The 24,966-nt window shown below is 71.3% G+C and carries 21 protein-coding genes and 4 pseudogenes; 12 read left to right on the top strand and 13 right to left on the bottom strand.

The genetic code is table 11. From position 1 onward, the window contains the following. Positions 1 to 120: 120 nt before the first annotated feature. On the top strand, positions 121 to 672 hold the full coding sequence (locus DVA86_RS34210) for a DoxX family protein (protein ID WP_208884098.1): 552 nt from the start codon (positions 121 to 123) through the stop codon (positions 670 to 672). 167 nt (positions 673 to 839) lie between these two features. After that, positions 840 to 1,607, top strand: coding sequence for a dioxygenase family protein (locus DVA86_RS34205; protein WP_208885578.1), 768 nt, complete (start codon positions 840 to 842; stop codon positions 1,605 to 1,607). A gap of 8 nt (positions 1,608 to 1,615) precedes the next feature. Here DVA86_RS34205 and DVA86_RS34200 read toward each other — a convergent pair. After that, positions 1,616 to 1,978, bottom strand: a pseudogene (locus DVA86_RS34200) (dihydrofolate reductase family protein); the annotation flags it as partial. A gap of 343 nt (positions 1,979 to 2,321) precedes the next feature. Here DVA86_RS34200 and DVA86_RS34195 point away from each other — a divergent pair. Further along, on the top strand, positions 2,322 to 2,861 hold the full coding sequence (locus DVA86_RS34195; RefSeq protein WP_208884097.1) for a hypothetical protein: 540 nt from the start codon (positions 2,322 to 2,324) through the stop codon (positions 2,859 to 2,861). A 74-nt stretch (positions 2,862 to 2,935) separates the two neighbouring features. Here the strand turns inward: DVA86_RS34195 and DVA86_RS34190 are convergent, their stop codons facing one another. Continuing rightward, positions 2,936 to 3,292: a hypothetical protein gene (locus tag DVA86_RS34190; RefSeq protein ID WP_208884096.1), complete on the bottom strand. Its 357-nt coding sequence runs from the start codon at positions 3,290 to 3,292 to the stop codon at positions 2,936 to 2,938. A 320-nt stretch (positions 3,293 to 3,612) separates the two neighbouring features. Next, a pseudogene (locus tag DVA86_RS35820) lies at positions 3,613 to 3,972 on the bottom strand (ArsR/SmtB family transcription factor); the annotation flags it as partial. Between the two features lie 492 nt (positions 3,973 to 4,464). Here DVA86_RS35820 and DVA86_RS34180 point away from each other — a divergent pair. From DVA86_RS34180 to DVA86_RS34165, 4 genes are all read left to right on the top strand, one after another. Beyond that, positions 4,465 to 4,950, top strand: a complete 486-nt coding sequence (locus tag DVA86_RS34180; RefSeq protein WP_208884093.1) for a cation:proton antiporter regulatory subunit — start codon at positions 4,465 to 4,467, stop codon at positions 4,948 to 4,950. A gap of 6 nt (positions 4,951 to 4,956) precedes the next feature. Next, positions 4,957 to 6,315: a cation:proton antiporter gene (locus DVA86_RS34175; RefSeq protein ID WP_245997477.1), complete on the top strand. Its 1,359-nt coding sequence runs from the start codon at positions 4,957 to 4,959 to the stop codon at positions 6,313 to 6,315. 369 nt (positions 6,316 to 6,684) lie between these two features. Continuing rightward, a complete protein-coding gene (locus tag DVA86_RS34170; protein WP_245997476.1) occupies positions 6,685 to 6,969 on the top strand; it encodes a colicin D domain-containing protein in 285 nt (94 codons plus the stop codon). Positions 6,970 to 7,080: 111 nt separating this feature from the next. Continuing rightward, a complete protein-coding gene (locus DVA86_RS34165) occupies positions 7,081 to 7,776 on the top strand; it encodes a colicin immunity domain-containing protein (protein ID WP_208884090.1) in 696 nt (231 codons plus the stop codon). A 293-nt stretch (positions 7,777 to 8,069) separates the two neighbouring features. Here DVA86_RS34165 and DVA86_RS34160 read toward each other — a convergent pair whose 3' ends face one another. From DVA86_RS34160 to DVA86_RS34145, 3 genes are all read right to left on the bottom strand, one after another. Continuing rightward, a complete protein-coding gene (locus tag DVA86_RS34160) occupies positions 8,070 to 8,921 on the bottom strand; it encodes a hypothetical protein (protein ID WP_208884089.1) in 852 nt (283 codons plus the stop codon). Positions 8,922 to 9,026: 105 nt separating this feature from the next. Next, positions 9,027 to 11,789: a beta-ketoacyl synthase N-terminal-like domain-containing protein gene (locus tag DVA86_RS34155; protein ID WP_425470961.1), complete on the bottom strand. Its 2,763-nt coding sequence runs from the start codon at positions 11,787 to 11,789 to the stop codon at positions 9,027 to 9,029. 13 nt (positions 11,790 to 11,802) lie between these two features. Next, the gene (locus DVA86_RS34145; RefSeq protein WP_208884087.1) at positions 11,803 to 15,597 is read right to left on the bottom strand and encodes a type I polyketide synthase; all 3,795 of its coding nucleotides are present in this window, start codon (positions 15,595 to 15,597) and stop codon (positions 11,803 to 11,805) included. A 72-nt stretch (positions 15,598 to 15,669) separates the two neighbouring features. On the opposite strand from DVA86_RS34145, the pseudogene DVA86_RS34140 reads away from it, so the two are divergent. Together DVA86_RS34140 and DVA86_RS34135 are read left to right on the top strand one after the other, a co-directional pair. After that, positions 15,670 to 15,801: pseudogene (locus DVA86_RS34140) on the top strand (IS481 family transposase); the annotation flags it as partial. A gap of 201 nt (positions 15,802 to 16,002) precedes the next feature. Then, positions 16,003 to 16,515, top strand: coding sequence for a GNAT family N-acetyltransferase (locus DVA86_RS34135; protein ID WP_281279366.1), 513 nt, complete (start codon positions 16,003 to 16,005; stop codon positions 16,513 to 16,515). A 36-nt stretch (positions 16,516 to 16,551) separates the two neighbouring features. Here DVA86_RS34135 and DVA86_RS34130 read toward each other — a convergent pair whose 3' ends face one another. Further along, positions 16,552 to 17,562 carry an aldo/keto reductase gene (locus tag DVA86_RS34130; RefSeq protein ID WP_208884085.1) on the bottom strand — a complete coding sequence of 337 codons (1,011 nt, stop codon included), beginning with the start codon at positions 17,560 to 17,562 and terminating at the stop codon, positions 16,552 to 16,554. An 84-nt stretch (positions 17,563 to 17,646) separates the two neighbouring features. On the opposite strand from DVA86_RS34130, the gene DVA86_RS34125 reads away from it, so the two are divergent. Beyond that, positions 17,647 to 18,084 carry a VOC family protein gene (locus DVA86_RS34125; RefSeq protein WP_208884083.1) on the top strand — a complete coding sequence of 146 codons (438 nt, stop codon included), beginning with the start codon at positions 17,647 to 17,649 and terminating at the stop codon, positions 18,082 to 18,084. 36 nt (positions 18,085 to 18,120) lie between these two features. Here the strand turns inward: DVA86_RS34125 and DVA86_RS34120 are convergent, their stop codons facing one another. The 3 genes from DVA86_RS34120 to DVA86_RS34110 form a co-directional block, all read right to left on the bottom strand. Further along, positions 18,121 to 18,579: a pyridoxamine 5'-phosphate oxidase family protein gene (locus tag DVA86_RS34120; protein WP_208884082.1), complete on the bottom strand. Its 459-nt coding sequence runs from the start codon at positions 18,577 to 18,579 to the stop codon at positions 18,121 to 18,123. A gap of 43 nt (positions 18,580 to 18,622) precedes the next feature. Then, on the bottom strand, positions 18,623 to 19,564 hold the full coding sequence (locus DVA86_RS34115) for a hypothetical protein (RefSeq protein WP_208884080.1): 942 nt from the start codon (positions 19,562 to 19,564) through the stop codon (positions 18,623 to 18,625). 79 nt (positions 19,565 to 19,643) lie between these two features. Further along, positions 19,644 to 20,186, bottom strand: a complete 543-nt coding sequence (locus DVA86_RS34110) for a GNAT family N-acetyltransferase (protein WP_208884078.1) — start codon at positions 20,184 to 20,186, stop codon at positions 19,644 to 19,646. A gap of 238 nt (positions 20,187 to 20,424) precedes the next feature. Between DVA86_RS34110 and DVA86_RS34105 the strand changes: the two are divergent. Continuing rightward, positions 20,425 to 22,728 (top strand): annotated as a pseudogene (locus DVA86_RS34105) (GH92 family glycosyl hydrolase); the annotation flags it as partial. A gap of 24 nt (positions 22,729 to 22,752) precedes the next feature. Here the strand turns inward: DVA86_RS34105 and DVA86_RS34100 are convergent. Genes DVA86_RS34100 through DVA86_RS34090 form a run of 3 tightly spaced genes read right to left on the bottom strand, consistent with a single transcriptional unit; the run spans position 22,753 to position 24,078 of the window. Beyond that, the gene (locus DVA86_RS34100) at positions 22,753 to 23,151 is read right to left on the bottom strand and encodes a hypothetical protein (protein WP_208884075.1); all 399 of its coding nucleotides are present in this window, start codon (positions 23,149 to 23,151) and stop codon (positions 22,753 to 22,755) included. A 13-nt stretch (positions 23,152 to 23,164) separates the two neighbouring features. Continuing rightward, positions 23,165 to 23,416, bottom strand: a complete 252-nt coding sequence (locus tag DVA86_RS34095) for a type II toxin-antitoxin system Phd/YefM family antitoxin (protein ID WP_208884073.1) — start codon at positions 23,414 to 23,416, stop codon at positions 23,165 to 23,167. A 53-nt stretch (positions 23,417 to 23,469) separates the two neighbouring features. Then, complete coding sequence (locus DVA86_RS34090; protein WP_208884071.1) at positions 23,470 to 24,078, bottom strand: TetR/AcrR family transcriptional regulator; 609 nt, start codon at positions 24,076 to 24,078, stop codon at positions 23,470 to 23,472. 95 nt (positions 24,079 to 24,173) lie between these two features. Between DVA86_RS34090 and DVA86_RS34085 the strand changes: the two genes are divergently transcribed. Then, the gene (locus tag DVA86_RS34085; protein WP_208884069.1) at positions 24,174 to 24,917 is read left to right on the top strand and encodes an SDR family NAD(P)-dependent oxidoreductase; all 744 of its coding nucleotides are present in this window, start codon (positions 24,174 to 24,176) and stop codon (positions 24,915 to 24,917) included. Positions 24,918 to 24,966 lie beyond the last annotated feature (49 nt).

The raw sequence follows: 24,966 nt of genomic DNA, 5'->3' as shown, positions 1-24,966 counted from the left end.
CCGCCACGCGCACCTCGCGCACGGTCCGCACCGCCCCGCATCACCCGCCTTTCGCACCTTCCATACCCCTCTCACCTTTCACACCTTCCACAGCCGCAACGACGTAGGAGGCACCGCCACATGACGTCCCCCCACGCCACCACCACCGCTCCCCAGCCGTACTCCCCCGACTCCGGCCCCCAGCCGCCGCACGCGACCGACCTCGGGCTGCTGCTGCTCCGTATCGCACTCGGGCTGATCATGGCCGCGCACGGGTCGCAGAAGCTGTTCGGCTGGTTCGACGGACCCGGGCTCGAGGGCACCGGCCAGTTCTTCACCTCCGTCGGCTACCCGGCCGGCGAGACGATGGCCTTCGTCGCCGGAGTGACCGAGACCTTCGGCGGGCTCGCGCTGGCCGTCGGGCTGCTCACCCCGCTCGCGGGCGCCGCCGTGCTCGGCACGATGCTCAACGCGCTCGCCGTGAAGTGGGGCGACGGCTTCTTCGCCCCGGCCGGTGTCGAGTACGAGCTGCTGCTCATCGCCGGCGCCGCCGCGGTGACCCTCACCGGGTCCGGCCGGTACGCCGCCGACTACTTCGTGCCCGGCCTCCGCCGGCACCGCATCACCCACGGCATCGGGGCAGTGATCCTCGCCCTGGTCACCGCCGGCGTCGTACTGCTCCTGCGCGACTGACCGGCACCCGCCCGCGTACGTCCCAACCGATCACCGAGGTACGGGCCTTGAGCACCGACGGCACGAGCACGAACCGTACGAGCACGAGCACGAGCACGAGCACGACCGCGAACACGAGCACGGCTGCGAGCGGCGGCGTGGGCAGTGGCACGCCTGCCCCCGCCCGCATGCCGGTGCTGTATCTGAGCCACGGCGCGCCGCCCCTCGCGGACGACGCGCTGTGGACAGGCCAGCTGGCCGAGTGGGCAGCCGCGCTGCCCCGCCCCCGGGCGATCCTGATGGTCTCCGCACACTGGGAGTCGGCGCCGGTCACCCTGTCCGCCACCCGTACGGTGCCGCTGGTGTACGACTTCTGGGGCTTCCCCGAGCACTACTACCAGGTGACCTACCCGGCACCCGGCGCCCCTCAACTGGCCGAGCAGGTACGGGGCCTGCTCGGCGCGCCCGTGACCCCCGTACGCGACGCGCCCCAACGCGGCCTGGACCACGGGGCGTACGTCCCGCTGGTCGAGATGTACCCGGACGCGGACGTGCCCGTGCTGCAACTGTCCATGCCGACGCTGGAGCCCGCGGGCCTCATGCGCCTCGGGCGGCGGCTCGCGCCGCTGCGGGACGCGGGCGTACTGGTCGTGGGCAGCGGCTTCTTCACCCACAACCTGCGCGGGCTGACCTGGGGCTCCGGCCCGGACGAAGCACCGGGCTGGTCGCGGGAGTTCGACGCGTGGGGGCGCGAGGCGCTGGAGCGCGGCGACGTCGACGCGCTGCTCGACTTCACGCACAAGGCGCCGGGCGGCCTCATCGCCCACCCGCGCTCGGAGCACTTCGCCCCCCTGTTCGTCGCGCTGGGCGCGGCGGAGTCCGAACTGGACACGCAGCGGTCGGTGATCGACGGGTTCTGGGGCGGCCTGGCGAAACGGTCGGTTCAGTTCGGCTGAAGGGCTGCTCAGACATGCAGCGCGGGCTGGTAGACGAGCTCCTGGATGCCGCCGTCGAACGTCCGGCTCCCGATCAGCTCGAGGTCGAAGTCGGCCGCGTCCTGGAAGATCGGGTGCGCTCCGGTCTGACCGGTGATCACAGGGAAGATCGTCAGCTGGAGGCGGTCGACCAGACCGGCGGCCATCAGCGCCCGGTTCATCGACACGCTGCCGTGCGAGCGCAACGGGACCTCGGACTCCTCCTTGAGCCGGGCGACGACTTCCACGGCGTCGCCCTTGGCCAAGGTCGCGTCCGGCCATTCGAGAGGTTCTTGCAGCGTGGTCGACACGACGGTTGCCGGGAGCGCCCTCATCCGGGTGACCCAGGGGTCACCTGCCACCCAGGCCGGTGACACCGCGCGGCCGTCCGCAAACGCCGGACGGGCTTGATCGTGCGGGCTGGGCTCGGTGGTGGGGTTGTCTCTTATCCACATCTTACGCTTCCGACGAAGTCCTGTGGTTCGTCGACGGCGTGCGCCGATATGGTAGGACTTCAGAGAGTGATATGCGTGAGCTAGTGAGGTTGGAGAGGGAAACGGTGAACACCGAAGAATACACGGGATAGTGCGGCGGCGGCGTGAGGTGTGTATAGGTGAGAGGGGGCGGTGTGCGAGTTGCCGGGGGGCGGGCGCGGGTGTGCCCTGGTAGAGGCGGGGACGACGAGAGGAGCCCGTCATGCACGCGCACGCACACAGGCCCGGCCACCGCCCGCGCTTCAGCGCACGTACGGCCGCCCGCGTGGCGGCGCGTACGGAGGTCCCCGCACGGAGGCGTACGGACGCCCGTACGGACGTCGCCGCGGGCGGGCGGGACGAGCGGGGCGTACGGGCAGGCGAGCGTACGGGCGCCGCTCCGGCGCGTACGCGGGCGCAGCACCGTACGGCGCGCTGGACGGTCCCGCTGCTGATCGGGATCGCGTACGGCGCGTACGCCTGGTTCCTGGCGCGCGACGAACGGTTCACCACCGAGGCGACGGTGACCGGGCTGGTGGCGGGCGCGGCGGCAGCCGTGGTCGCCTTCGCGCTCGGCAGGCTGCGGCGGCCCCTGGTGGCGGAGGTGCGGGCGGCCGCGTACGGCGCGGCGTTCGGCTGCGCCATCGGCTACCTCTCCAGCCTGACCGGGCCCAGCATTCTCTGGTCGTCGGTGCTCGGGCTCGGCATCGCGGCGGGAGTGACACCGGTGGTCTTCTACCACCTGCACACGCACGAGGCCTGAGCCGTTCCGGGCTCCGGCGGAGCGGTTACGCGCGCCGGCGGGGCGGGTCTCGGGGGCGCGCGGGCGGTCGCCGCTCACCAGTGGGCGTCGCGGGTGTCGCGCACGTCGTGCGGGTCGAACGGGGTGAACGGGTCGCGGGGTGCGAACGGTTCGCCGGCGTCGGCGTCGGCATCGTCGTAATAGCGCTCGTCGCACACGCGCCCGTCGTACAGGCGCGGATCCTCGTACGGGGGAGAGGCGCGCCCGTACGGATACGCCGCGGCGCGGCGCCGGGCTCCGGCGCGCAGGGCCGCGAGAGCGAGGCCGAGGAGGCCGCCGCATATGAGTATCGTGCCGAGGACCTGAACGTCGATCCACGGACTCTGCCAGGTGACGGCGTACTTGAGGATCGCGCCGATGAGCGTCAGCGCGAGTCCGCCCGCTGCGGTCATGCCGGGACTCCTTGACTCGCCGGTCGCCGGGGTGCGAACGCGGTTCCTCCAGCGAAGTCCCGTACGGGCGGGTAGGCGAGCGGTGCTGATGCACCGGAGTGACCGGGCGAGGGGCGCGGGCCGGGTGAACCGCGGACGCGCCGCGCGTGAGCGCCGGGCTACGGCGTGGGCTCGGGCACCTGCCCCGGCGTGCGGCCGGGCGCGGGCGCGGATCTGTGCCCGGGCGCGCGCGCAGGCTTGCCCGCGCCCACGTCCTGGTCTACGGCCGGCAGTTCGGGTGCCGTCTCCGCGGACATCTGGTTGCACGTCGACGGCTCACGTGCCGGACCGGCACGTTCCGCGAGCATCGCGCCCATCGCCGCCAGCACGCCGGGCGCCACCCGGTAGTACACCCACGTACCGCGCCGCTCGGAGGTCAGCAGTCCGGCCTGGCGCAGCTTCTTGAGGTGGTGCGAGACCGTCGGCTGGGAGACGCCGACATCGCCCAGATCGCACACGCACGCCTCGCCGCCCGGGTGCGACGCCACTCGCGAGAACAGGAGCACGCGGGCGGGGTCGGACAGCGCCTTGAACATCGCCGCCATCGTCGCCGCGTCCGCGGGCGACAGGCCCGGCGTGGTCAGGGGCGGGCAGCAGGGGACGGCGGTCTCGGCGGTCGGCGGTTCCGTCACGTTCGGCATGAATCTATGTTGACACTTGTCGATACAACCGCCAAACCAGGCGTCACACCTATGACCGCCGACAGGGGGCCGCGAAGGCTGCTCACCTACGGGAAGACGCGCCCGGACCGCGAAAGGATGCGGGGAATTCACGGGGATTTTCGTCCTCGATGGCGGGCTCTGGCCGTAATTGTCCCGTCTGCCGCCAGGTAATGTACTGGTCAAGCAACGGGTTCCGCACGCGCTGTGCGGTGCGCGCGGCGGGGGGTCGGGGGCCGTTCCGGGGCAGGTGTGACGCGGCACCGTTGCGGCGGCTTCGCGCCGTCCTCGCGGCCTCGTAACGGCTGGTCACTGCGGTCGCGGCCGGTCGTGGCCGGTCGCAGCGGCGCGGTCCGCGGAACCGTACGGACCTGTGCGTACGGGCCCCTGTGCCGACCCCGCCGTACGGGCCGGGAGCCCGGTGCAGGAACGTTCAACGGAACAGCGAACAGCCACGTCCACTTGGAGCCCCGTATGGAGCGCACCGCCCACCCCCGTAAAACCAGCCTGCCCGGGGTCGGCGCCCGCTACGACCTCACCACCGACGCGGGGCACCATCTCTCCGTGGTCGCGCACCAGGACGGCCGCCGGATCATCGCCTTCCACGACCCCGAAGACGACGACGCCTGCAAGGACGCCGCGCCGCTCGCGCCGCACGAGGCGACCGCGCTGGCCCAGCTCCTCACGCCCGACCCGGTGGCCCACCTCTCCCAGCACGTCGAGATCGACCTCGTCACCGAGCACATCCCGGTGACGTCCAAGTCGCCGTACAGCGGACGCACACTCGGTGACACACAGGTACGGTCCCGCACCGGTGCGTCGATCGTCGCCGTCCTGCGCCGTACGTCCGCGGAACCGTCACCCACCCCCGACTTCCGTTTCGCCACCGGCGACGTCCTCGTCGTCGTCGGGACCCGCGAGGGCGTGGACGCCGTCGCCGAACTGATCGCCGGAGGATAGAAGCCCGTGCACGACACCACCGCCCTGCTCATCGAACTCGGTGCAGTCATCCTCGGCCTGGGCATCCTCGGCCGGTTCGCCGTGCGCTTCGGGTTCTCGCCGATTCCGCTCTATCTGCTGGCAGGGCTCGCGTTCGGCCACGGCGGCCTGCTTCCGATGGGGGCGAGCGAGGAGTTCATCGCGACCGGCGCGGAGATCGGCGTCATCCTGCTGCTGCTTCTCCTCGGGCTGGAGTACAGCGCTTCCGAACTGGTGACGACGCTCAAGACGCAATACCCCTCAGGCGCAGTCGACTTCGCCCTGAACGCCGTGCCCGGCGCCGTCGCCGCGCTCATGCTGGGCTGGGGGCCGGTGGCCGCGGTCGCGCTCGCCGGCGTCACCTGGATCTCGTCCTCCGGCGTGATCGCGAAGGTGCTGGGCGACCTGGGACGGCTCGGCAACCGCGAAACCCCCGTCATACTCGGCGTCCTCGTCCTCGAGGACCTGGCCATGGCCGTCTACCTGCCGATCCTCACGGCGCTGCTGGCCGGAGTGAGCCTGGCGGGCGGCAGCCTCACCGTACTGATCTCGCTGGGCACCGTCTGCGTCGTGCTCTACGTCGCGCTGCGGCACGGGCGGATCATCAGCAAGGCCGTCTCGTCGGACAACCCGGAGATGCTGCTGCTCGTCGTCCTGGGGCTCACGCTGCTGGTCGCGGGCGTCGCTCAGGACCTGCAGGTCTCGGCGGCGGTCGGGGCGTTCCTCGTCGGCATCGCGCTGTCGGGCGAGGTCGCGGAGGGCGCGTTCAACCTGCTGACGCCGCTGCGCGACCTGTTCGCGGCGGTCTTCTTCGTCTTCTTCGGGCTGAGCACCGTCCCCGGCGACATCCCGCCCGTCCTGCTGCCCGCGCTGATCCTGGCGGTCGTCTCGGTGGGCACGAAGGTCGCCACGGGCTGGTACGCGGCGAGGCGCGCGGGCATCGGTACGAAGGGGCGCTGGCGGGCGGGCGGAACCCTCGTGGCGCGCGGCGAGTTCTCCATCGTCATCGCCGGGCTGGCGGTCGGCGTGGAGCCCCGGATCGGGCCGCTGGCCACGGCGTACGTGCTGATCCTGGTCATCCTCGGGCCGCTGACGGCCCGCTGGACGGAGCCGCTGGCGCGGCGCTTCGGCTGGTCGAAGGGTACGACGGGACCGAAGGGCGGTGCCGCTCCGAAGGGCGGTACGGGCAGGGACGGTTCGGGCGGCACGGGCGGTACGGGCGGTACTGGTGGTGCGGACGGTGCCGGTGGACCGGGCAGCGGGGACGGCACGAGCGCTGCGGGCACCGCGGACGGTGCGGGGTCCGGCGCCTCGTCCAGCGGCACGACCGCCGAGGCGCACGGCTGACCGTACGCAGGACCCGCCCCGTCACCGGCTGCTGACCGCGGATCACGGGGCACGGGTCACGGGTCACGGGTCGCTCCGTAGGCCATCCGTAGGCCACAGGTGCCAAAGGGGCGTCCGTGACAAGGCGCTGGAGGTTGGTGGGAGGTTGGGGGACGGGATCGAGGCGACGAGGCCGCCGGGCGGGGCCGCGAAACAGCCGCGCCCGGTCAGCGGCGGTCGCACCCGGCAGAGGAACGTGCGTCAGCCGCCTCCCCCCCCAACCCCCACACCTACGTCACCAACCCCCACGAGGAGACCGACCAGCTCGGATTGGCGCCGTGCCCCCGGGGCGGCTGGGAAAGGAAGGCGGACTTTTCCAGTCAGAAAGTCATGAGCAAGAAGTACCATGCCCATGCGCGAGACTTCCTGAAGTCCCCCGGCAACCTCAACGGTCCAAACATGAAGCAATTTGAGCAAGCCATGCGAGATCACATGACCAAGGAAGGAACGAAGATCTATAGATTTGACTACAGAAACCAGGGGCAAGCTATTGGATTCATTGATCCGAGTTCACAGAAGATGGTCATGCTGCACGCGGACGGAAGATTCTGGTCAGCATGGAAGCTGAGGGATCGACAGTTCACCCGAATCATCGACGAGGGCTTTCTCTTTTAGGGGGAATCTGTGCGTTTTCGAACCAACGGCGAACTCCGCGACGAGATTCTCGCCGGGCCGGGGAAGTACAGGGATTCGTGGATTGACGCTGCGAGTAAGCAGGTAGCCCCGGTGCCAGCAAATACTGGAGTCGGTCGTGAATTGATTGACCGGGCGGTCTCGGGCAGCAAAGAAGCAGCCGCGCACGGAATCTACCTCGCGGACCTCGCCCCCGGAAAGGCCGATGAGGAGATCGTCCTCACTTCGGTCTCACGCGACGTGATGGCGGATGCGACGAACGGGATTAATGATCCGTGCATCATGGCGGCCTCAAATCTTGAAGGCGCTATTCTCGTAACTCAACAAGGTTATGCACTTATCGCTGGCTCCGCTGACTACTTGAGCGGTGCGCTCGCCGAGGGCGTCGACGAAGCTCGTGCCCGATTTCGGCGATATGCAAGCAGAGTAGGGTCACCTCTGCCAGAGATTCGCCATGTCGCAGACCTCTATACACCACGGTCATTTGCTTGGTCGTCCAAGTCGGCAGTTGAACCTGGAAGTTCCACCCACGAGCAGCTTCGCCTCATGCAATCCATGGCGAGTGGTGAAATCACCGCACCGGAATTCGCACAGGAATGGCAAGGTGCCAGGCGCCGAGCCATGGAACAGGGAGAGCGAGTCACAACCCCTCTCGAAGATGCCTTGGACCGCGTATTCTACGCCATTGAGGACTACTCATTTTCTCCTGAGTTGCAAGAGCCAGGGGACCTGACGGATGAAGACCTGCTCACCGAGGTGGCAGAAGCACTCAATCAACTGGATCCTTAATCCGTGCTGAGAGCTATGAATGTGGCATGAATTCGCTCACGAGCGGGGATGATGCCATTCGGAACGACGGAGCGCATGGCCACAGAGACCGAAGCAGCCCGCTCGAACCGAGTCGTGTGACATGGAAAGAACCGACTCAACCCATTGACTTGCGCCGACACAATCTGCCGATCACAAGGCGAGCGAACTGAACCGGGGCGTCAACTTGTCCAGGTCAAGCTGACGCCCCTCATTCATGCCCCGTCACAACTCCAGGGGCCCGAGACACGTCTCGGACCCCTCGGGAGGAGGCCTCACCCGCGGTTTGTGCCGTCGAGGTAGGCGTCGAGTGCGGAGAACAGCGCTGTCAGATCGGACCCGTGCCGGGCGTCGCGTCCGGACTGGATGCCGTTCTGTTCGGGGATGGAGTCGTAGAGCACTTCGACGTGGTTGGGATCCTCGCGTTCGCGGGTGACCAACCAGCCGTTTGCCGTCTCCGGGCCCTCGGCGTGAAGGTCGTGGCTGATCGTGAGGTACGTGCCGTCGGACAGGAACGCGTAGACCGTGTGCGAGTGGAGGCCGAAGTCCACGTCACACATCAGGCCGCGCGCGCGAAGCGGTGTCGTGAGGTGGGTGAACCGCTTCCAGTGGGCTTGCCATTCGGCGTCGTTTACCAGGCTGTGGTCAGGTAGCGGCGCCAACTCGCCGTCCGGTGCGCCGTTCGCGAGCCCGCCGTCGCACGTCCCGATCGGCTGAGTTTCGGTGGCGGCTTCGTAGACGCGCAGCAACCGCGCGAGCGCGGTGTGCGCTACCGCGTACATTCCGGCGATCCGGGCGCAGGGCAGGTGTTCCTGACCGCACGTCGGCCCAACCCACCCTCGGCCGCTGCTCGAGCCGCTCCCGGGCCCGGGCGCCGGCCGGGTCGTGCAGGACGGGGTCGACGGGCACCGGTGCGCGCATTCGGCGTCCAGGGTGTCGAGCTCCGTGGCCGTGTCGAACAGCGCCCGGGCGAGCGTGTGCAGGGGGTCGCCGGGTGTGTGCTCGTCCAGGAACCTGGCGTATGGGGCGGTGTGGGTGGGGCGTTGGGTTCGCGGGTCCGGTGCCGGGTTGTGGTCTCGGTCTTCGGGGTCGCGGGGGTGGGGGATGCCGTCGCGACGTGACGTCATGGCTGGTTGTCCTTCCGTACGGGGGTGAGTGTTACGGGGTGCGCGGGTTCGCGTGGCCCGGGGGTGCCGGTGCCGCAGGTGGCACCGGCACCTGTCCGGAGTCGTTCAGGTGCGGGTGTCGGTGAGTGCTGCGGTGGCGGCGTTGCCGATGACTGCTGCGGCCTGGGCGGGGTCGGTGAGTTCGAGGAACGTGGCGCCGGAGATGGGGCAGGCGCCGGGCCGGAAGGCGAGCCACAGGACGGCGCACCCGGCTTTGCGTAGCGCCGCGATGCGGGCGGCGGCTCGTGCCCTGTCGGTGCGGCCGTAGATTCCGTCGGAGGCAACCACCAGCAGGCGTGCCGTGCCGGGCCGGGTCAGTTCGAGTCCGGAGGTCAGGGCGTCGGTGGCTTCGGCAAGGCTGTGGCCCCTGCCGTTGGCCCGGAACTGGGTGACATGGCCGGGTGTGCGCCCCGGCGCTGTGATCGCGGTCAGCGCGTGGTCGTACGCCACGGTGGCGGCGCGGGAGTCGGGGTCGGTGAGTGCGGCTGCCTTGGCGAGGATCCAGGCTGCGGAGGCGATGGGGCCCTCGGCCTCCTTCATCGATGCGGAGACGTCGACCGCGATGCCGACGCGCAGCGGCGGGTCGGGGTTGTGGTGATGGCGGGTGTGGCGCCAGGGGCGGGCGGTGGGGGTGGCGCCTGCGGCTTTCTGTGCCTCCCGTGCCAGTGCGGCGCGCATGTTGAGGCGTCCGGGTGGGGCGGCCGAGGCGGTGACGGTGGCGGTACGTTCGCGGTGGGCGGCGGCCCGCAGCGCCCGGGCCAGCCGCCCGGCAGCCGACTTCTCTCCGGCTCCGGGCGGGCGTGTGCCGATCACCGGCGAGCGGCCGACGGTGCCGCCCCGGGGATCATGCGGGCGTGCGCCGGGCGTGAAGACCTTCTCGGCGGTCCGGGCGGACTGTCGTTGCTGTGCGGCCTGTTCCGCCTTGACGCGGGCGCGTTCGGCCGCTGCGGCCCGAGCCTGCTGCTCGGCCCTGGCGGCCTGCGTCTCGTGTGCGGTCACGCTGACGATGACTTCGCCGACTGCTTCGGACAGTGCCCCTGAACGGCCGTTGGCTGCTGCGGTCTCGCCCGAAGAGGGGGCGGGCTCGTACGGGTCGGTGCCGAGTGCTTGGCACCAGGCTCGGGCGTGCTCGATCATCCCGGGCTGGTCGGTGTCGGCAGTGGTGTGCACGGCCTGCCAGATCTTGGCGAGGGTGCTCAGGGTGTCGATGCCGAGGACGCCGGTGAGGACGTGCTCCAGCGGTTCGACTTCGTCCGGGTCGAGTACGCCGGTGTCGCGGCGGGCCAGGAGGAGACCTGCTGCCGTGGCGGCCTGCCAGGGGTCGCAAGGCGTCTGGGTGGTGAAGCCGGGCATCACCAACGCGCCCACAGCTGAGCGGAGGTAGCTGCGGTCGGCGGGACGGCGCTGGAGGTGGGCGCGTTCGGCGCGGGATTCCTCCAGGATCTCTGCGGCGGTGTCCACGGCCGTGCCACGCAGCTCGGGCGGGGTTGTCCAAGCGCTGTGTGCCGCGTGCGCCGCCTCGTGGACGACGGCTCCCCACACGGCGGGATAGCGTTCCTCGTCGCCGGGGCGGGCGGGGTCGATGGTGGCGGGATCCAGAGGGGCGAACAGGTTCGCGTCGAGCTCCAGCTCGGCGGTGACCTGGAAGAACGCGGCGGGGGCGCCGGAGCGGGTGCCGGGCTTGCAGGTGACCAAGACGTCGTGATGGTCGGCAAGTTGGGGAAGGCGGCCGGTCAGTGCGGCTGAGATGCGCAGCCACTGGTCCTCGTGCCGCGCGGAAGGGAACTGCGGGGCGGGCCCGCCGTCGTCTTCCCAACGGGCGGCGGCCTTCTCGTCCTCGGTCAGTGGTGGCGGGGCGTGCTGGATGTGGCTGTGGATGTGTGCGGACATGGCGTGCGGGTGCCTTTCGTTGGCGGGTGGGGGAATTGGGGTGCCTGGCCGCGCCCGGGCCGCTGGGGCCCGGGCGCCTGGCTGCCGGCCGGTGCGGGGGCGGCCGGGGGGGGGGTGCTGGTCGGGGCCGACGGGGGGTGGCCCGCGGCGCTCCAGCCGCCCGCCGTGCCGCTGGCCGCGCCCGAACTCCCGCTGTGGCCCGCGGCGGCGGTGCTGCTCGGGCTGCTGCCGGCGTTCGTCGCCCCGGTGCCGCCCACCGCACGTGGCGAGGGTGGTTTCGCCGTTGCGGAGGGATTGGATGGCGAGGTGGGTGGCGACCAGGGAGGAGGAGCAGGCGGTGTCGATGGTCAAGGCGGGGCCCTGGAACCCGTACGTATACGCCACCCGGCCCGAGACGAAGCTGCCGAGGGTGCCCACCCCCCAACGGCCGGCCACCTGCCCGGCGTTGGCGCGGGCGAGGTACGAGTAGTCCTGGAACATGGCGCCGGCGTAGACGCCGGTGTCGGTGCCGCGCCTGGACTCGGGGTCGATGCCCGCGTCCTCGAACGCCTCCCACACGCCCTCCAGCAGCAGCCGCTGCTGCGGATCCATCGCCAGCGCGTCGCGCCGGCTGATGCCGAAGAAGCGCGGATCGAACTGTGTCGCGGTCGGGAGGAATCCGCCCGACCGCACGTAGCTCGTCCCCGGGTGGCTCGGGTCCGGATGGTAGATCTCGTCGAGGTCCCAGCCGCGGTCGGTGGGGAAGGCGGAGATCGCGTCCCGGCCCTCGGCCAGCAACTGCCACAGCTCCTCGGGTGAGTCCGCCCCGCCGGGGAAGCGGCACGCCATGCCGACCACCGCGATCGGCTCGCGGGACATCTCGTCCTTGTGCCGTAGCCGGGCGTTCTCCTTCATCGTCGAGCGGAGAGCCGCCAGGACTTCGTCGTTGTCAACAGCCATCGAGGGTCCTATCTCAAAGGTCGTCGCGGTCGCCGCGGAGTGACAGGCGGACGAGTTCTTCGGCGTCGAGGTCGTCGATGCCGGCGGCGGGGTCGAAGGCGCCGCCGTGGTCTTCCGGGCCGGTCCCGGCGTGGGCCGGCGGGTCGTCGGACGGGAACAGTTCCCGCAGGACGAGCGACGCGACGGTGCGCGGCGTGGGGTGATCGAAGATCACGGTCGCCGGCAGCTGCAGTCCCGTGGCGGTGTTGAGACGGTTGCGCAGCTGCACCGCGCCGAGCGAGTCCAGCCCGACGTCCTTGAGGGGGCGGTCCGGTGGCACCGCGTCCGCGTCCGGGTACCGCAGGACGGCCGCGGTCTCGCCCCGTACCAGGCGCAGCACCTCGTTCTCACGGTCGCCGGCGGACATCCCGGCAAGCGCCTCGACGGTCGCGCCCGCGTTCGGCGCCCCGCCGGACGGGGCGTCACGGAGCAGCCCCCGCAGCGGCGGTGGCGCCATGCCGGCCTCCGTTTGCGTGCGTACGGCCGCCAGGTCGAGGCGGGCGGCCAGCAGTACGGCCTCGGGGGTGCCGAGGGTCGCGTCCAGCAGCTGGAGCCCCTCCTCGGCGGACAGGGCGACCACGCCGCTGCCGGCCAGCCGCGACGTGTCGCTCTCGCTGAGGTGACCCGTCATGTCGCCGGGCTGCTCCCACAGCCCCCACGCGAGGGATGTCGCGGGCAGTCCGGCCGCCCGCCGTGCCGCGGCGAGCGCGTCGAGGAAGGCGTTTGCCGCGGCGTAGTTGCCCTGCCCCGGCCCGCCGAGCACTCCCGCCAGGGACGAGAACAGCACGAAGGCCTCCAGGCTGCTCTCCGCCGTGTTCGCCGTTCCCGCCGTTCCCGCCGTCAGCTCGTGCAGATGCCAGGCGGAGTCGGCCTTGGCCCGGAGCACCCGGTCGAGTGCCGCGCCGGTCAGCGAGGTGATCAGGCTGTCCTCGAGGACACCCGCGGAGTGCACGACGGCGCCCAGCGGATGCTCCTCGGGTACCGAGGCGAGCAGGGCGGCGACCGCGTCGCGATCGGAGACGTCGCACTCCGCGACCCGGACCCGTACGCCCAGATCCGTCAGCTCCTCGACGAGGGCGGGGGCTCCGTCGGCGGACATCCCGCGCCGGCTGGCCAGCAGCAGGTGCCGTACGCCGTGTTCGCGCGCCAGGTGCCGGGCGACCACGCTGCCCAGGCCGCCCGTGCCGCCGGTGACCAGGACCGTGGACTCCGGGTCGCACAGCCTCCCGTCGGTACGGGCCGGTCGTCGCGCGGCCCGCGGCACCAGGAACGTACCGTCGCGCAGCGCGACTTGGGGCTCGTCCAGTGCCAGGGCGCCGCCCAGCAGCGACGCGTCGGACTCGGTGCCGAGGTCGACCAGGGCGAAGCTGTCCGGATGCTCGGCCTGCGCGCTGCGGACCAGCCCCCAGACCGCCGCGAGCGCGGGGTCGGCTCCCTCGCCGGGCCGCGCGGCCACCGCGCCGCGGGTGACCAGGGCGAGCCGGCACGCGGGCGGGCGGTCGGCGGCCAGCCAGTCCCGTAGCAGCGAGAGGACCTGGTGCGTGACGGTACGGGCGGCCTCCGCCGGCGTGCCGCCCTCCGGCGTGCGGACGGGTACGAGGACCCACGCCGGTGGCTCCGCCGCCCCTTCCTCCGGCGCCGCCAGCGAGGCGAGGCCGGGGCAGGAGCGGACGGCCGGGTCGCCGAACTCCGGCTCCGGACCGCCGATCACCGCCATGCGGTCCGCCGGCACAGCGGCGGGCGTCGGGCCCGCGGGCGTCCAGTCCACCGCGAACAGGCAGTCGGCCGCGGCGGGCCGCGTACCGGCCAGCGTCGCGAGGGACACCGGGCGAGCCGTCACCGAGTCAACGGTGACCACGACCCTGCCCGCCTCGTCCCAACCCGTCATCCGCACCGTGTCCTGGCCGAGCGGGGTGAGCCGCACCCGCAGGGAGCGCGGCGCCCGTTCGCTTCCGTGGAGGCGTACGCCCGACCATGCGAACGGCAGCAGCGCCTCGTCCGAGTCCCCGTCGTCCCGCTCGGCGAACGAGGCGTGGAACGCCGCGTCGAGCAGCGCGGGGTGGACCAGGTGGCGGGGGTCAGGCTCCGGACCACCGTCGTCCAGCGCGATCTCCGCGTGGATGCCGTCACCGAGCCGCCACGCCGCGCGGAGTCCGCGGAAGGTGCGGCCGTACCCCATGCCCCGGTCGGCCAGCCGGTCGTAGAGCCCGCTCAGGGAGAGCGGTGCCGCGCCTTCCGGCACCTCGGAACCCGCCTCCTCCGGCGGCCCGTTCGGCGTACGGGCGGACCGCGGGCCCAGCGTCCCGGAGGCGTGCCGGGTCCAGCCTCCCGCGCCGTCCTCCGCGTGCAGGGTGAAGGCCGCCTCCCCCGTGTCGTCGGGCTCCTGCACGTGCAGCTGGAGGCCGACCGCCTCGTCGCGCACGAGAAGCGGGGCCTCCAGGGTGAGTTCGGCCACGGAGGGACGCTCCAGGCAGGCACCGGCGCTCGCCGCGAGTTCCACCACCGCCGTCCCCGGAACGACGACCTCCGCGAAGACGGTGTGGTCTGCCAGCCAGGGCAGCGCCTCCGTTGAGACCCGGCCCGTGAACAAGTGGCCCATGCCGCCTGCCAGTCGCATGTGACCGGCCAGCAACGGATGGCGGGCCGGCTTCATCCCCGCACCGGGCGCGCCCTCGGCGTCGCCGCCACCGACCCAGAACCGCTGCCGTACGAAGGCGTAGCCGGGCACCTCGACACGGGGAGCGTTCCGTACGGGCGACGCGGCCGACCAGTCGACGGGAACCCCCGCCTCCCACGCCTCGGCCACGGAGGCCAGAAAGTCGCCGAGCTCGCCGTGGTCACGGGTGAGGGAACCGACGATCACCGGGTCGCCGCCGAGCGGCTCCAGCGACTGCGCGAGCGGGGCCGTGAGGACGGCGTGCGGACTGACCTCGACGAAACACCCGTACCCCTGGTCCGCCATCGCCCGGACGGTCTCCTCGAACAGCACCGGGCTGCGCAGGTTCGTGTACCAGTAGCCGGCGTCGAGCCTGGTGGTGTCCGTCTCCTCGCCGGTGACCGTGGAGTGGAAGGCCACGGACGCGGAGCGGGGACGTACGGGTGCCAGCACGGCGGTGAGCCGTTCCCGCAGCGCCCCGATGTGCGGGGAGTGCGAGGCGTAGTCGACCGGGATCCGCCGGACCCAGACATCCTCCGCGACGCAATCCTCGTGGAAGGCTTCCAGCGCCTCGCGGTCGCCCGAAACCAGCACCGAGGAGGGGCCGTTGACCGCCGCGACGGACAGCCCCGGCGCCGTCGCGAGCATGGTACGTACCTCCGCCGCCGGGCGTGCGACGGACAGCATGCCGCCCGTACCGCCGAGTGTGGCGATCTCCCGGCTGCGCAGCGCGACGATACGGGCGGCGTCCTCGAGGCTCAGGGCGCCCGCCACGAAGGCCGCGGCGATCTCCCCCTGGGAATGGCCCACGACCCCGTCGGGCTCGACGCCGTACGAGCGCCAGAGCGCGGCCAGCGACACCATGACCGCGAACAGCGCGGGCTGCACCACGTCGACGCGGTCGAGGGAGGGTGCGTCGGGGGTGCCGTGGAGTGTGTCGAGGAGGTTCCAGCCGGTGTGCGGGGTGAGGGCTTCGGCGCACCGCTCCATCTCCTCCGCGAAGACCGGGGAGGAGGTCAGCAGCGCGCGGGCCATGCCGGGCCACTGCGAACCCTGCCCCGGGAACACGAAGGCCACGCGGCCCGGACGGATGCGCGCCGGGCGGGGTGACACCTCGTCAGGCTGTTTGTTGGTGAGGTGGGTGAGGGCGGTGGTGAGTTGGGTGGGGGTGTGGGTGATGAGGGTACCTCGAACACCGAGCGAACCGCAGCCCTGGCAAACTTCCTCCACACCTACAACCACCACCGCTGCCACACCGCACTCGACGGACACCCGCCCATCACCCGCGTCAACAACCCTGCGGGTCAATACAGTTAGGCCGTAACCACCCCCGTGCAGACCGGGGAGGCTGCCGTTCTCCGGTGCTGGGGCCCCGGTACCGGCCCCATGGTCAGGACTCTACGCGGCGGCTCTGACAGCGAGCCCCGCAGAACCGGACCGGCGACCCCGAGGATGGCGGGGACCCCGTTCGTGATCCAGAATGGGCCGGTGGTCACGCTGGAGACGCCCCGTCTGATCCTGCGCCGCTGGCGCGAGGAAGACGTCGCGCCCATGGCCGCCGTCAATGGCGACCCCGAGGTCATGCGGTGGATCCGGGACGGCAGTGTCCGGGATGAGCAGCAGACCCGCGGCGCGGTCCAGGCGTGGGAGAGCGAGTGGGAGTCACGGGGCTTCGGCCTGTTCGCCGTGGAGATCCGGGCCACCGGCGAACTGGCCGGGTTCACCGGCCTCTCGGTGCCCGAGTTCCTGCCGGAGGTACTGCCGGCGGTTGAGGTCGGCTGGCGGCTGGGACGTTCCCACTGGGGGCAGGGCCTGGCCACCGAGGCCGCCGCGGCAGCCGTACGGTTCGGGTTCGAGGACCGAGGGCTGGAGCGGATCGTCAGCATCGCCCAAGTGGGCAACGGCGCCTCCGAACGGATCATGACCAAGCTGGGGATGCGTCCGGTCCGCGAGACCGTCAATCCCACCTGCGGTCGGCGAGTGCGGGTGTTCGAGCTGGAGTCGGACCAGTACGCCGCGACCACTCGTTGACGGCCCGGCGGTAGCCCGGACTGCCGGTAGCCCGGACTACCGGGAGCCCGCCGCAGGGCGCTGCTTGTAGAAGGACTCCTCCAGGTAGGCGGCCTCGTGCGGCTGGTAGGGCTCCTCCAGGTAGGCGGCCTCGTCTTCGTCGAGTTCGACGTCCACCGCGGCGACCGCGTCGGCCAGCTGGGCCGGCTTGGTGACCCCGACGATGGGCGAGGTCACCACCGGGTTGCGCATGACCCAGGCCAGGGCGACCTGGGCCGGGGACAGACCCCGCTTGCCCGCGATCTCGTGGACGCGCTCGGCCACTGCCTGGTCCTCGTCGCGGTAGAGGATCCTGCCGCCCTCGTCGGTCTCGGCACGCGCCGTGGCGGTGTCCCGGGTCCGCGTCAGCCTGCCCCGCGCCAGCGGGCTCCACGGGATCACGCCGATGCCCTGGTCGGCGCAGAGCGGGAGCATCTCCCGTTCTGCTTCGCGGTGGATGAGGTTGTAGTGGTCCTGCATCGACACGAACCGGGTCCAGCCGTTCAGGTCGGCCAGATACAGGGCCTTGGCGAACTGCCAGGCGTACGTGGAAGAGGCCCCGATGTAGCGGACCTTCCCGGACTTGACCGCGTCGTGCAGCGCCTCGAGGGTTTCCTCGATCGGGGTGCCGTAGTCCCAGCGGTGGATCTGGTACAGGTCGATGTAGTCGGTCCCCAGCCGCTTCAGGGAGGCGTCGAGCTCGGCGAAGATCGCCTTGCGGGACAGCCCGGCGCCGTTCGGGCCGGGGCGCATCCGCATCCAGACCTTGGTGGCGAGAACGACCTCCTCGCGCCGGGTGAAGTCCTTGACCGCCTGGCCGACGATCTCCTCACTGCTTCCCGCGCTGTACCCGTTGGCCGTGTCGAGGAAGTTGACGCCGCCCTCGAGGGCCTGCTTGATGATGTCCCGGCTGGCGTCCGCGCCCAGCGACCAGGGCTCGCCGCCCCGGTCCGGCTCGCCGAAACTCATGCAGCCGAGGGCGATGGCGGAGACTTCCAGCCCGGTCGTTCCGAGTTTGATGTATCGCATGCCTCCGAACCTAGGAATTGGAGTGCGCTCCAACGCAAATTCGGAGGAAGGGTCCGAGCGGCCCGGCTCGGTAGCATGCCGCCCATGGCCATCAAACTTGAGAACGTCGCCATCGCAGTCCGGGACCTCGAAGCAGCGATCTCCTTTTTCACCGACCTCGGCCTCACGGTCCTCGGCCGGGACACGGTCAGTGGTGAATGGACCGACACCGCCGTCGGACTTGATGGCAATCACGCCAAAATCGCGATGCTCCAGACGCCGGAGGGCCAGGGACATCTTGAGCTTTTCGAGTACATCCACCCCGAAGCGATCGAGACGGAGCCCACTCTTCCGAACGAGATCGGCATGCATCGCGTCGCCTTCTCCGTCGACGACATCGACGAAGCCCTCGAGACTGCCGCAAAGCACGGATGCCGTCCGCTCCGCGGCGTGGCGACCTACGAGGGCGTGTACAAGCTCACGTACGTCCGCGGCCCCAGCGGCATCCTCGTCATGCTCGCCCAGGAGCTGAAGAAGAACTGACCGCCGGACCGCGGCAATTGGCCGGCCGATGCCCGTTCAGCCACTGATGTCGAGTGCCGTCCCGTACAGCCTGGACACCTTCAGCCGGATGACCACGCGGCGCTCGGCGACCAGCTCCTCCAGGAACGCACGCTCGTCCTCCGGCTTCGCCGCCTCGGGCACCATCGCGAGCAGTTCACGCCCGGTCGCGTCACCCGGCGTGGTCGTGACCTCGGAGACCTCCGCCTCGCCCTCGGCTACGGCGAACGACCACACGTCGCCGCCCGGGACATGCACGGCCGCGCGCGGGTCGCGCCGGAGCTGGGCGACCTTGACGCGGTCGGCCGTGGTGGAGAACCGCACGACGCGTTCCTCGGCGTCCCAGCTGTAGACCATGGTGGTGAGATGGGGGTGGCCGCTGCGCTTGTTCGTGGCGAGGGTGCCGAACTGCTGGGTGCTCAGCAGTTCGGAGAGCGCGTCGTCGGACAGGGTGCGGGGTGCGGGCTTTTCGGTCATGGCCTGCTCAACTGCCGTGTGTACGTGAGCATTCCACGCCGTCTCATTCCCACTGCGTGACCATGGCCGCCAGGTGGCACTCCGTGTGCAGGAAGAACGTGTGGTACCCGACATGGTGCGTGAGATCCTGCATGTCGATCTGGGCGATGGAGGCCATGGGCTTCCGGCACTTCGGGCAGTCAGGGTAAGCGGCGTCGTCCATCCAGACAGCCTGGCCGCCGACTGCCGAGCCGACGGGGCGGCGGCCCGACCGGTCGCCGAGAACCATTCGCACCGTAGGAGCCTCGAGCATCGGGGCGTCGGTGGAGGGCTCAGGCGGATCCGTCAGTCGAGAGGTCCCGTCCGGGCGCACCTCGATGAACAGCGTGTCGGCAGCGGCAGCGCATCCGTAGCAGAACGCCGGCCGGAGCCGACCGGACCAGCCGACATGCGCCAGCGCCTCGGCGACCCGTTCGTCGGCGGTGTCCAGGTCCAGCGCGGTCCACACCGGGCCGCCGCATCCCCGGCAGCGCTCGCGCTCCGAGTGCTCAGGGCCGTCCTCGGCCTCCAGGCCGTACGAGACGGGCCCGCCCAACTCCCGTACGTCGTCGCCCTCCAGCATCCAGCCGCCTTCCCGCATGTAGTCGGCCGGACCGATGTGGAGCTGGTCCGCGCCGGGCGGAGGCTGGTCGCGCCAGCGTCGGAAGGCCGCCTCGGCGACCGGGCCGCGCGTCTGCGCCAAGGCGACCAGCAGGTGGTTCAGGCGTAGTTCGTCGTCCGCGTCGTCCTGGCAGCAGGTGTCGGCCTTCGCGACGAGGCCACGCTGAACCTCGCTGTCGGCCGCGCGGTACAGCTTGCCCGGATACACCACGTCCGCGGCGAGCAGCCGCGGGAGATACGGCGCCAGGTCTTCCGGCGCGTCGTCCGCCACTTCCGTGAGCTCGTAGATGTCGCCATACCCTTCGGCGACGGCCCGCGCGATGAGTTGTTCCAGGTCGTCGATCACCCGTGAAACGTAGCAACGGCCTCTGACAAGCCGAGCGGCGCGAGACCCGATCCGCACCCGTGACAGATGAAGCGGCCCGCTAGCCCTCCGAGCCGGACTTCCACTCCTCCGCGAGGAGCCCCAGCAGTACCTCGTCCATGAACTCGCCCAGCACCCAGGCCGCGGAGCGCATGACGCCCTCGCGTACGAAGCCGTTGCGTTCGGCGGAGCGCAGCATCGCGTCGTTGTCCGACAGGGTCTCGATCTGGAGGCGTTGGAGGCCGCGTACGACGAAGCCGTAGTGGCACAGTACGGCGACCACGTCGGTGCCGTAGCCGTGGCCGCGCGAGGACGGGAGCAGGCCGAGACCGATGTGCGCGGAGCGGTGGTGGGTGTCGATGTCCCAGAGCGAGGCGGTGCCGATCAGCGTGCCACCGTCCAACTCCACGACGGAGAACGGGACATAGGACTGCGCGGTGTCGTCCACCACGAGCCGCGAGTCCTTCGAGCCTGGTGTGACCGGCCGCCACGGTCGGCCCTCGGACCGCGCGGCGTTGACCACGTCGTCGTAGAGCTCGGTCCGCAGGACCGGGATGTCGTCCTCGTGCCGGGCCCTGAGCCCGACCTTGCTGCCTCTGAGCATGTGGGCTTCCTATCCGACCCCGCGGGCGGCGGCAAACCGATTACCGGCGGCGTACCGGCCTGGAGCACCCCGGCACCCTCATCCGCCCACGGTTTCCGACGGCTTCGCTTCCGGCTCCCCGGCAAGGCCGGTACCGCCCGCCCGGGGCCCCGCCTATAACGCACGACACACGAAGCGCCCGCGCGGCGGGCTAGCGTCACGCCCACCCGCACGAGGTGCACCCACCGCCCCCGCGAACCCAGCCGCGCTCGTCGACCCCCTGATCGGCTCCGCGAACGGCGGCAACACCTACCCCGGCGCGGTCCTCCCGTACGGCATGATCTCCTGGTCCCCGACCAGCACCACCGGCGACCAGACCAACACCGGTGCCGCCAACGGCTACTCGTACGACGCCACCCGCATCCGCGGCCTCAGCCTCACCCACGTCAACGGCGCCGGCTGCCACCCCGGCGCCGCCGGGGACATCCCGATCATGCCCTTCGCGGGCGACGTCACCTCGTCCCCGTCCGCCGACACCAAGGACGAGGTGTACGCGTCGGACTTCAGCCACGCCAACGAGCGTGCCGTGCCCGGCCGTTACACCCTCGGCCTGGACTCCGGCGTACAGAGCGACCTGGCGGTCTCCCGCCGCGCCGGCGTCGCCGACTTCACCTTCCCCGCGGGCAAGCCCGCCAGCCTCCTCTTCCGCGTGTCGAACTCACTCAACGGCAGCGAGGACGCCCACGTCGAGATCGACCGCGCCGCCCGCAAGGTCACCGGCTGGGTCCACACCGGCGCCTTCTGCGGCCGCCGCGCCAACGGCGGCGAGAACAACCGCAAGAGCTACTACAAGCTCCACTTCAGCGCCTCCTTCGACCGCGACTTCGCCACCACCGGCACCTGGCGCGACGGCACCCTCTCCCCGGGCTCGACGTCCGGCGGCGGAGGCGAGGGCTACGCGACCGGCGCCGACCGCGCGGGCCGCGGCTCCGGCGGCTGGGTCGGCTTCGACACCGGCCGTGACCGCAGCGTCCACATGCGGATGGGCATCTCGTACGTGAGCCAGGCCGGTGCCGAGGCGAACCTGCGCGGCGAGATCGCGCCCCGCGCGAGCGTCGACGAGGTGGCGGCGGCCGGACAGCGCGCCTGGAACCGGGAGCTGGGCAGCGTCACCGCGTCCGGCGGCACGCCCGCCCGCCGTACGGCCTTCTACACCGCGCTCTACCACTCCCTCCTCCAGCCCAACCTCGTCAGCGACACCGACGGCCGCTACCCCGGTATGGACGGCCGCGTGCACCGCGTCGTACGCGGGCAGCGGGCGCAGTACAGCAACTTTTCCGGCTGGGACCAGTACCGCGCCCACGTGCAGCTCCTCGCGCTCCTCAAGCCGGACGTGGCGGGCGACTTCGCGCAGTCCCTCTACAACTTCGCCCGCCAGAACGGCGGCGTCTGGGACCGCTGGGTGCACATCAACGGGCCCACCCACGTCATGACGGGCGACCCCTCGGCCGCGACCCTGGCCACGTTCTACGCGATGGGCGTACGGAACTTCGACGCCCGCGGCGCCTTCGAATCGCTCGCGCGCCAGGCCACCGTTCCGCATCCGGACGGCCTGTCCGACGCGGGCTGCCCCGGCCAGTGCGAGGGGCAGCGGCCGAACCTGGAGCAGTACCTGGAGAGCCGTTACGCGCCGCAGGACGCCTGCCACTGTTGGGGCGGCGCGGCGGAGACCCTGGAGGACGCGGTCGCGGACTCGGCGCTGGCGCACTGGGCGCGGCTGCTGGGGCGTGACGCGGACGCGGACCGGTTCGCGGCCCGCGCCGGGTACTGGCGCAACGTATACGACCCCGAGGCCACGGACGGCGCGGGCTACGTACGGGCGCGCAACCTGGACGGCTCGTGGGTGAGCCCGTTCGACCCGGGCAGCGACCGCGGGTTCGCGCAGGGCACCAGCGCCACGTACACGTGGATGGTGCCGCAGGACGTGCAGGGCCTGGCCGCGGCCATGGGCGGCCGCGGGAAGGCGGCGACGCGCCTGGACGGCTTCTTCCACAACCCGGACGGCTCGTGGGCCATCGGCGGCGGCGACCCGCTCCGCTACGACCCCACCAACGAGCCCGGCATCCACACCCCTTGGCTCTACAACGCGCTGGGGCAGCCGTGGAAGGCGCAGGAGACCGTACGGCAGATCGCGGACACGGCGTACGGCACGGGGCCGCGCGGCCTGCCCGGCAACGACGACCTGGGCACGATGTCCGCCTGGTACGTCTTCGCCTCCCTCGGCATGTACCCGCAGGAGCCCGGCACCGCGGCGATGCTCCTGGGCGCGCCCTCGTTCCCCCGGGTGCACCTCGAACGCCCGGGAAACCGCGACATCACGGTCAGCGCCCCGGACGCGGGCGACACGCGCCCGTACATCGACGCGGTCCGCGTCAACGGCGCGGAGACGGACCGTTCGTGGGACGGCGGCGGCCTGGTACTGCGGGGCGGGCGGCTGGACTACAGGCTCTCGGACCGGCCGAACAAGGAGTGGGCGACGGACCCGGGCAGCCTGCCGCGGTGATGGGGCGGGCGGGTGCCCGTGCCGTCACCGGTGCAGGACCCGCCCGCACCAGCGGTTCTCCAGCTCCCCGATCCGCGCGACCGCCGTTCCGCGCTTCGGGCACACCCACACGGCCGTGTCTGTGCGGACCGTCGCCGTCAGCGGGTGCGTGTCCGGGTGTGCCGGGCACCGGGGCCAGACCGCCGACGCGCCCTCGGACCACAGTGCCTCCACCGCCCATTCCTGGACCTGATCCGCCAGGCCCGCCAGCCGCTCCGCGGCGGTGCCGCCCGGTGGCGGAGTCAGGCCCTGACCCGAACCGTCCGGGGCCCAGAGCATGACTCCGGACCCGTCGTCCGCCTGCACGCGCGGCTGCACCGCGCACTGCGCCCGGAGGTCCCGCAGGACTGTCTCCAGGGCTCCGGCGAGCTCGATGCCGTCCACGGAAGGCTCCCGATCACATCGCGGCGAGCTCTGCGAGAAGCTCCCCGTGTGACACAACCGGTTCCGGGGAGCCCTGGGCTTCGTTGAGACGGTTGCGCGCGATCGCCAAGTCGTCTTCCAGGTCGGCGAGTTCCTGGGGGCTGATCAGGATGGCGACGGGCGCGCCGCGGTCGGTGATGACCGTCCGCTCGCCGCTGGTGGCGACCTTGCGGCACAGGTCTCCGAGGTTCGCGCGTGCCTGCGCGAGGCCCATTGCTTCGTTCATGGATCAAGTGTGGCTGGTGCAGCGGCCATCGCGTCACAGCGGTGGTGGCCGGCTCAGCCGAGGGGCCAGTTGCGCAAGGCCGCGTCGGCCATCTTCCGGAGTTCGTCCTGGGGGACACCGCTCGCGGCCTGCACCGCGATGCCGAACGCCAGGGAGGTGACGTAGCGGGCCAGTACCCCTGGGTCGGTCCCGGCCGGGAGTTCGCCTTCGTCGACAGCCCGTTGGAACCGGTCGCGCACGCGGCAGCAGCCGTCGTTGCGCCATGCGGCGAGAAGGTCGCGGACGCCGTGTCCGGGGTCGCCGGTGGCCAGGGCGCCCTGGACGCCCAGGCACCCGTGGGGGCGGGCCGGGCGGGTGGTGGTGCGGATGGCGCCGGCCAGGATCGCGGTGGCGACGCCCAGGGCGGTCGGCTCGTCCAGGGCCCGCGCCAGATAGCCGCCCGGCCCTTCGGTGTAGCGCTCCAGGGCCTTGCGGAACAGCTCCTCCTTGCTGCCGAAGGCCGCGTACATGCTGGTGGTGGAGATGCCCATCGCCTCGGTGAGGCGGGCCAGGCTCGCTCCCTCGTAGCCGTGCTCCCAGAAGACGAGCATGGCGCGCTCGAGAGCCTCGTCGGCGTCGAATCCCCGCGGCCGGCCGACGGGGCCGCTCTGTTTCGTTCCCACCCCCGCAGCCTACCTCTTCTGCATCGGTCGATGCAGAAGTGCTACGGTTCTAATTCCGCATCGATCGATGCGGAATTAGAGGGAGGGTCGTCCACATGGGACTGCTTGAGGGCAAGACCGCGCTCGTCACCGGCGGCAGCAGCGGCATCGGCCTGGCCAGTGCGGTACGGCTGGCGGAAGAGGGTGCGCACGTGTTCATCACCGGCCGGCGCAAGGCGGAACTCGACGCGGCCGTCGAGGCGATCGGACCGGTGTCGGCCACCGCGGTCGTCAGTGACATCTCGGAGCCGGCCGACCTGGACCGGCTCTACGAGGCGATCGGCGGCAGGGGAGAGGGTCTGGACGTACTGTTCGCGAACGCCTCCGTCGGCGAGTTCGCGACGCTGGAGCAGATCACCGAGGAGCACTTCGACGCGATCTTCGGCATCAACGCCCGTGGCACGCTGTTCACCGTCCAGAAGGCGCTGCCTCTGCTCAACGACGGCGCCTCGGTGATCCTGAACGGCTCCACCACCGTGGACAGCGGCGAGGAGGCGTTCGGCGTGTACGCGGCGACCAAGGCCGCCACCCGGTCGTTCGCCCGGACCTGGGCCAACGAGCTCAAGGGGCGCGGCATCAGGGTCAACACCGTCACACCCGGCCCGACCGACACCCCCGCGCTGTCGGGGCTCACTCCCGAACCGGAGCGGTTCAAGCAGCAACTGGCGACGAGCGTCCCGCTGGGCCGGCTCGGGCGCCCGGAGGAGGTCGCCGCCGCCGTGGCGTTCCTCGCCTCCGGGCAGAGCAGCTTCATCACCGGTTCGAGCGTGTACGTCGACGGCGGCCTGAACCAGATCTGAGTCCGCGGGAGTTGAACGGCCGGCGGCGGGGCGGCCCTGGGCGGTCAGG

The sequence above is a fragment of the Streptomyces armeniacus genome (genome assembly GCF_003355155.1).
Classification (GTDB): domain Bacteria; phylum Actinomycetota; class Actinomycetes; order Streptomycetales; family Streptomycetaceae; genus Streptomyces; species Streptomyces armeniacus.
The sequence above is the reverse complement of the archived record's forward strand: the minus strand, read 5'-3'. Positions and strand labels throughout refer to the sequence as shown.

Coding starts and splice junctions, on each gene's coding strand:
- DVA86_RS34210 (WP_208884098.1), top strand. CDS start 121: ATGACGTCCCCCCACGCCACCACCACCGCTCCCCAGCCGTACTCCCCC.
- DVA86_RS34205 (WP_208885578.1), top strand. CDS start 840: ATGCCGGTGCTGTATCTGAGCCACGGCGCGCCGCCCCTCGCGGACGAC.
- DVA86_RS34195 (WP_208884097.1), top strand. CDS start 2,322: ATGCACGCGCACGCACACAGGCCCGGCCACCGCCCGCGCTTCAGCGCA.
- DVA86_RS34190 (WP_208884096.1), bottom strand. CDS start 3,292: ATGACCGCAGCGGGCGGACTCGCGCTGACGCTCATCGGCGCGATCCTC.
- DVA86_RS34180 (WP_208884093.1), top strand. CDS start 4,465: ATGGAGCGCACCGCCCACCCCCGTAAAACCAGCCTGCCCGGGGTCGGC.
- DVA86_RS34170 (WP_245997476.1), top strand. CDS start 6,685: ATGAGCAAGAAGTACCATGCCCATGCGCGAGACTTCCTGAAGTCCCCC.
- DVA86_RS34160 (WP_208884089.1), bottom strand. CDS start 8,921: ATGACGTCACGTCGCGACGGCATCCCCCACCCCCGCGACCCCGAAGAC.
- DVA86_RS34155 (WP_425470961.1), bottom strand. CDS start 11,789: ATGGCTGTTGACAACGACGAAGTCCTGGCGGCTCTCCGCTCGACGATG.
- DVA86_RS34130 (WP_208884085.1), bottom strand. CDS start 17,562: ATGCGATACATCAAACTCGGAACGACCGGGCTGGAAGTCTCCGCCATC.
- DVA86_RS34125 (WP_208884083.1), top strand. CDS start 17,647: ATGGCCATCAAACTTGAGAACGTCGCCATCGCAGTCCGGGACCTCGAA.
- DVA86_RS34120 (WP_208884082.1), bottom strand. CDS start 18,579: ATGACCGAAAAGCCCGCACCCCGCACCCTGTCCGACGACGCGCTCTCC.
- DVA86_RS34110 (WP_208884078.1), bottom strand. CDS start 20,186: ATGCTCAGAGGCAGCAAGGTCGGGCTCAGGGCCCGGCACGAGGACGAC.
- DVA86_RS34095 (WP_208884073.1), bottom strand. CDS start 23,416: ATGAACGAAGCAATGGGCCTCGCGCAGGCACGCGCGAACCTCGGAGAC.
- DVA86_RS34085 (WP_208884069.1), top strand. CDS start 24,174: ATGGGACTGCTTGAGGGCAAGACCGCGCTCGTCACCGGCGGCAGCAGC.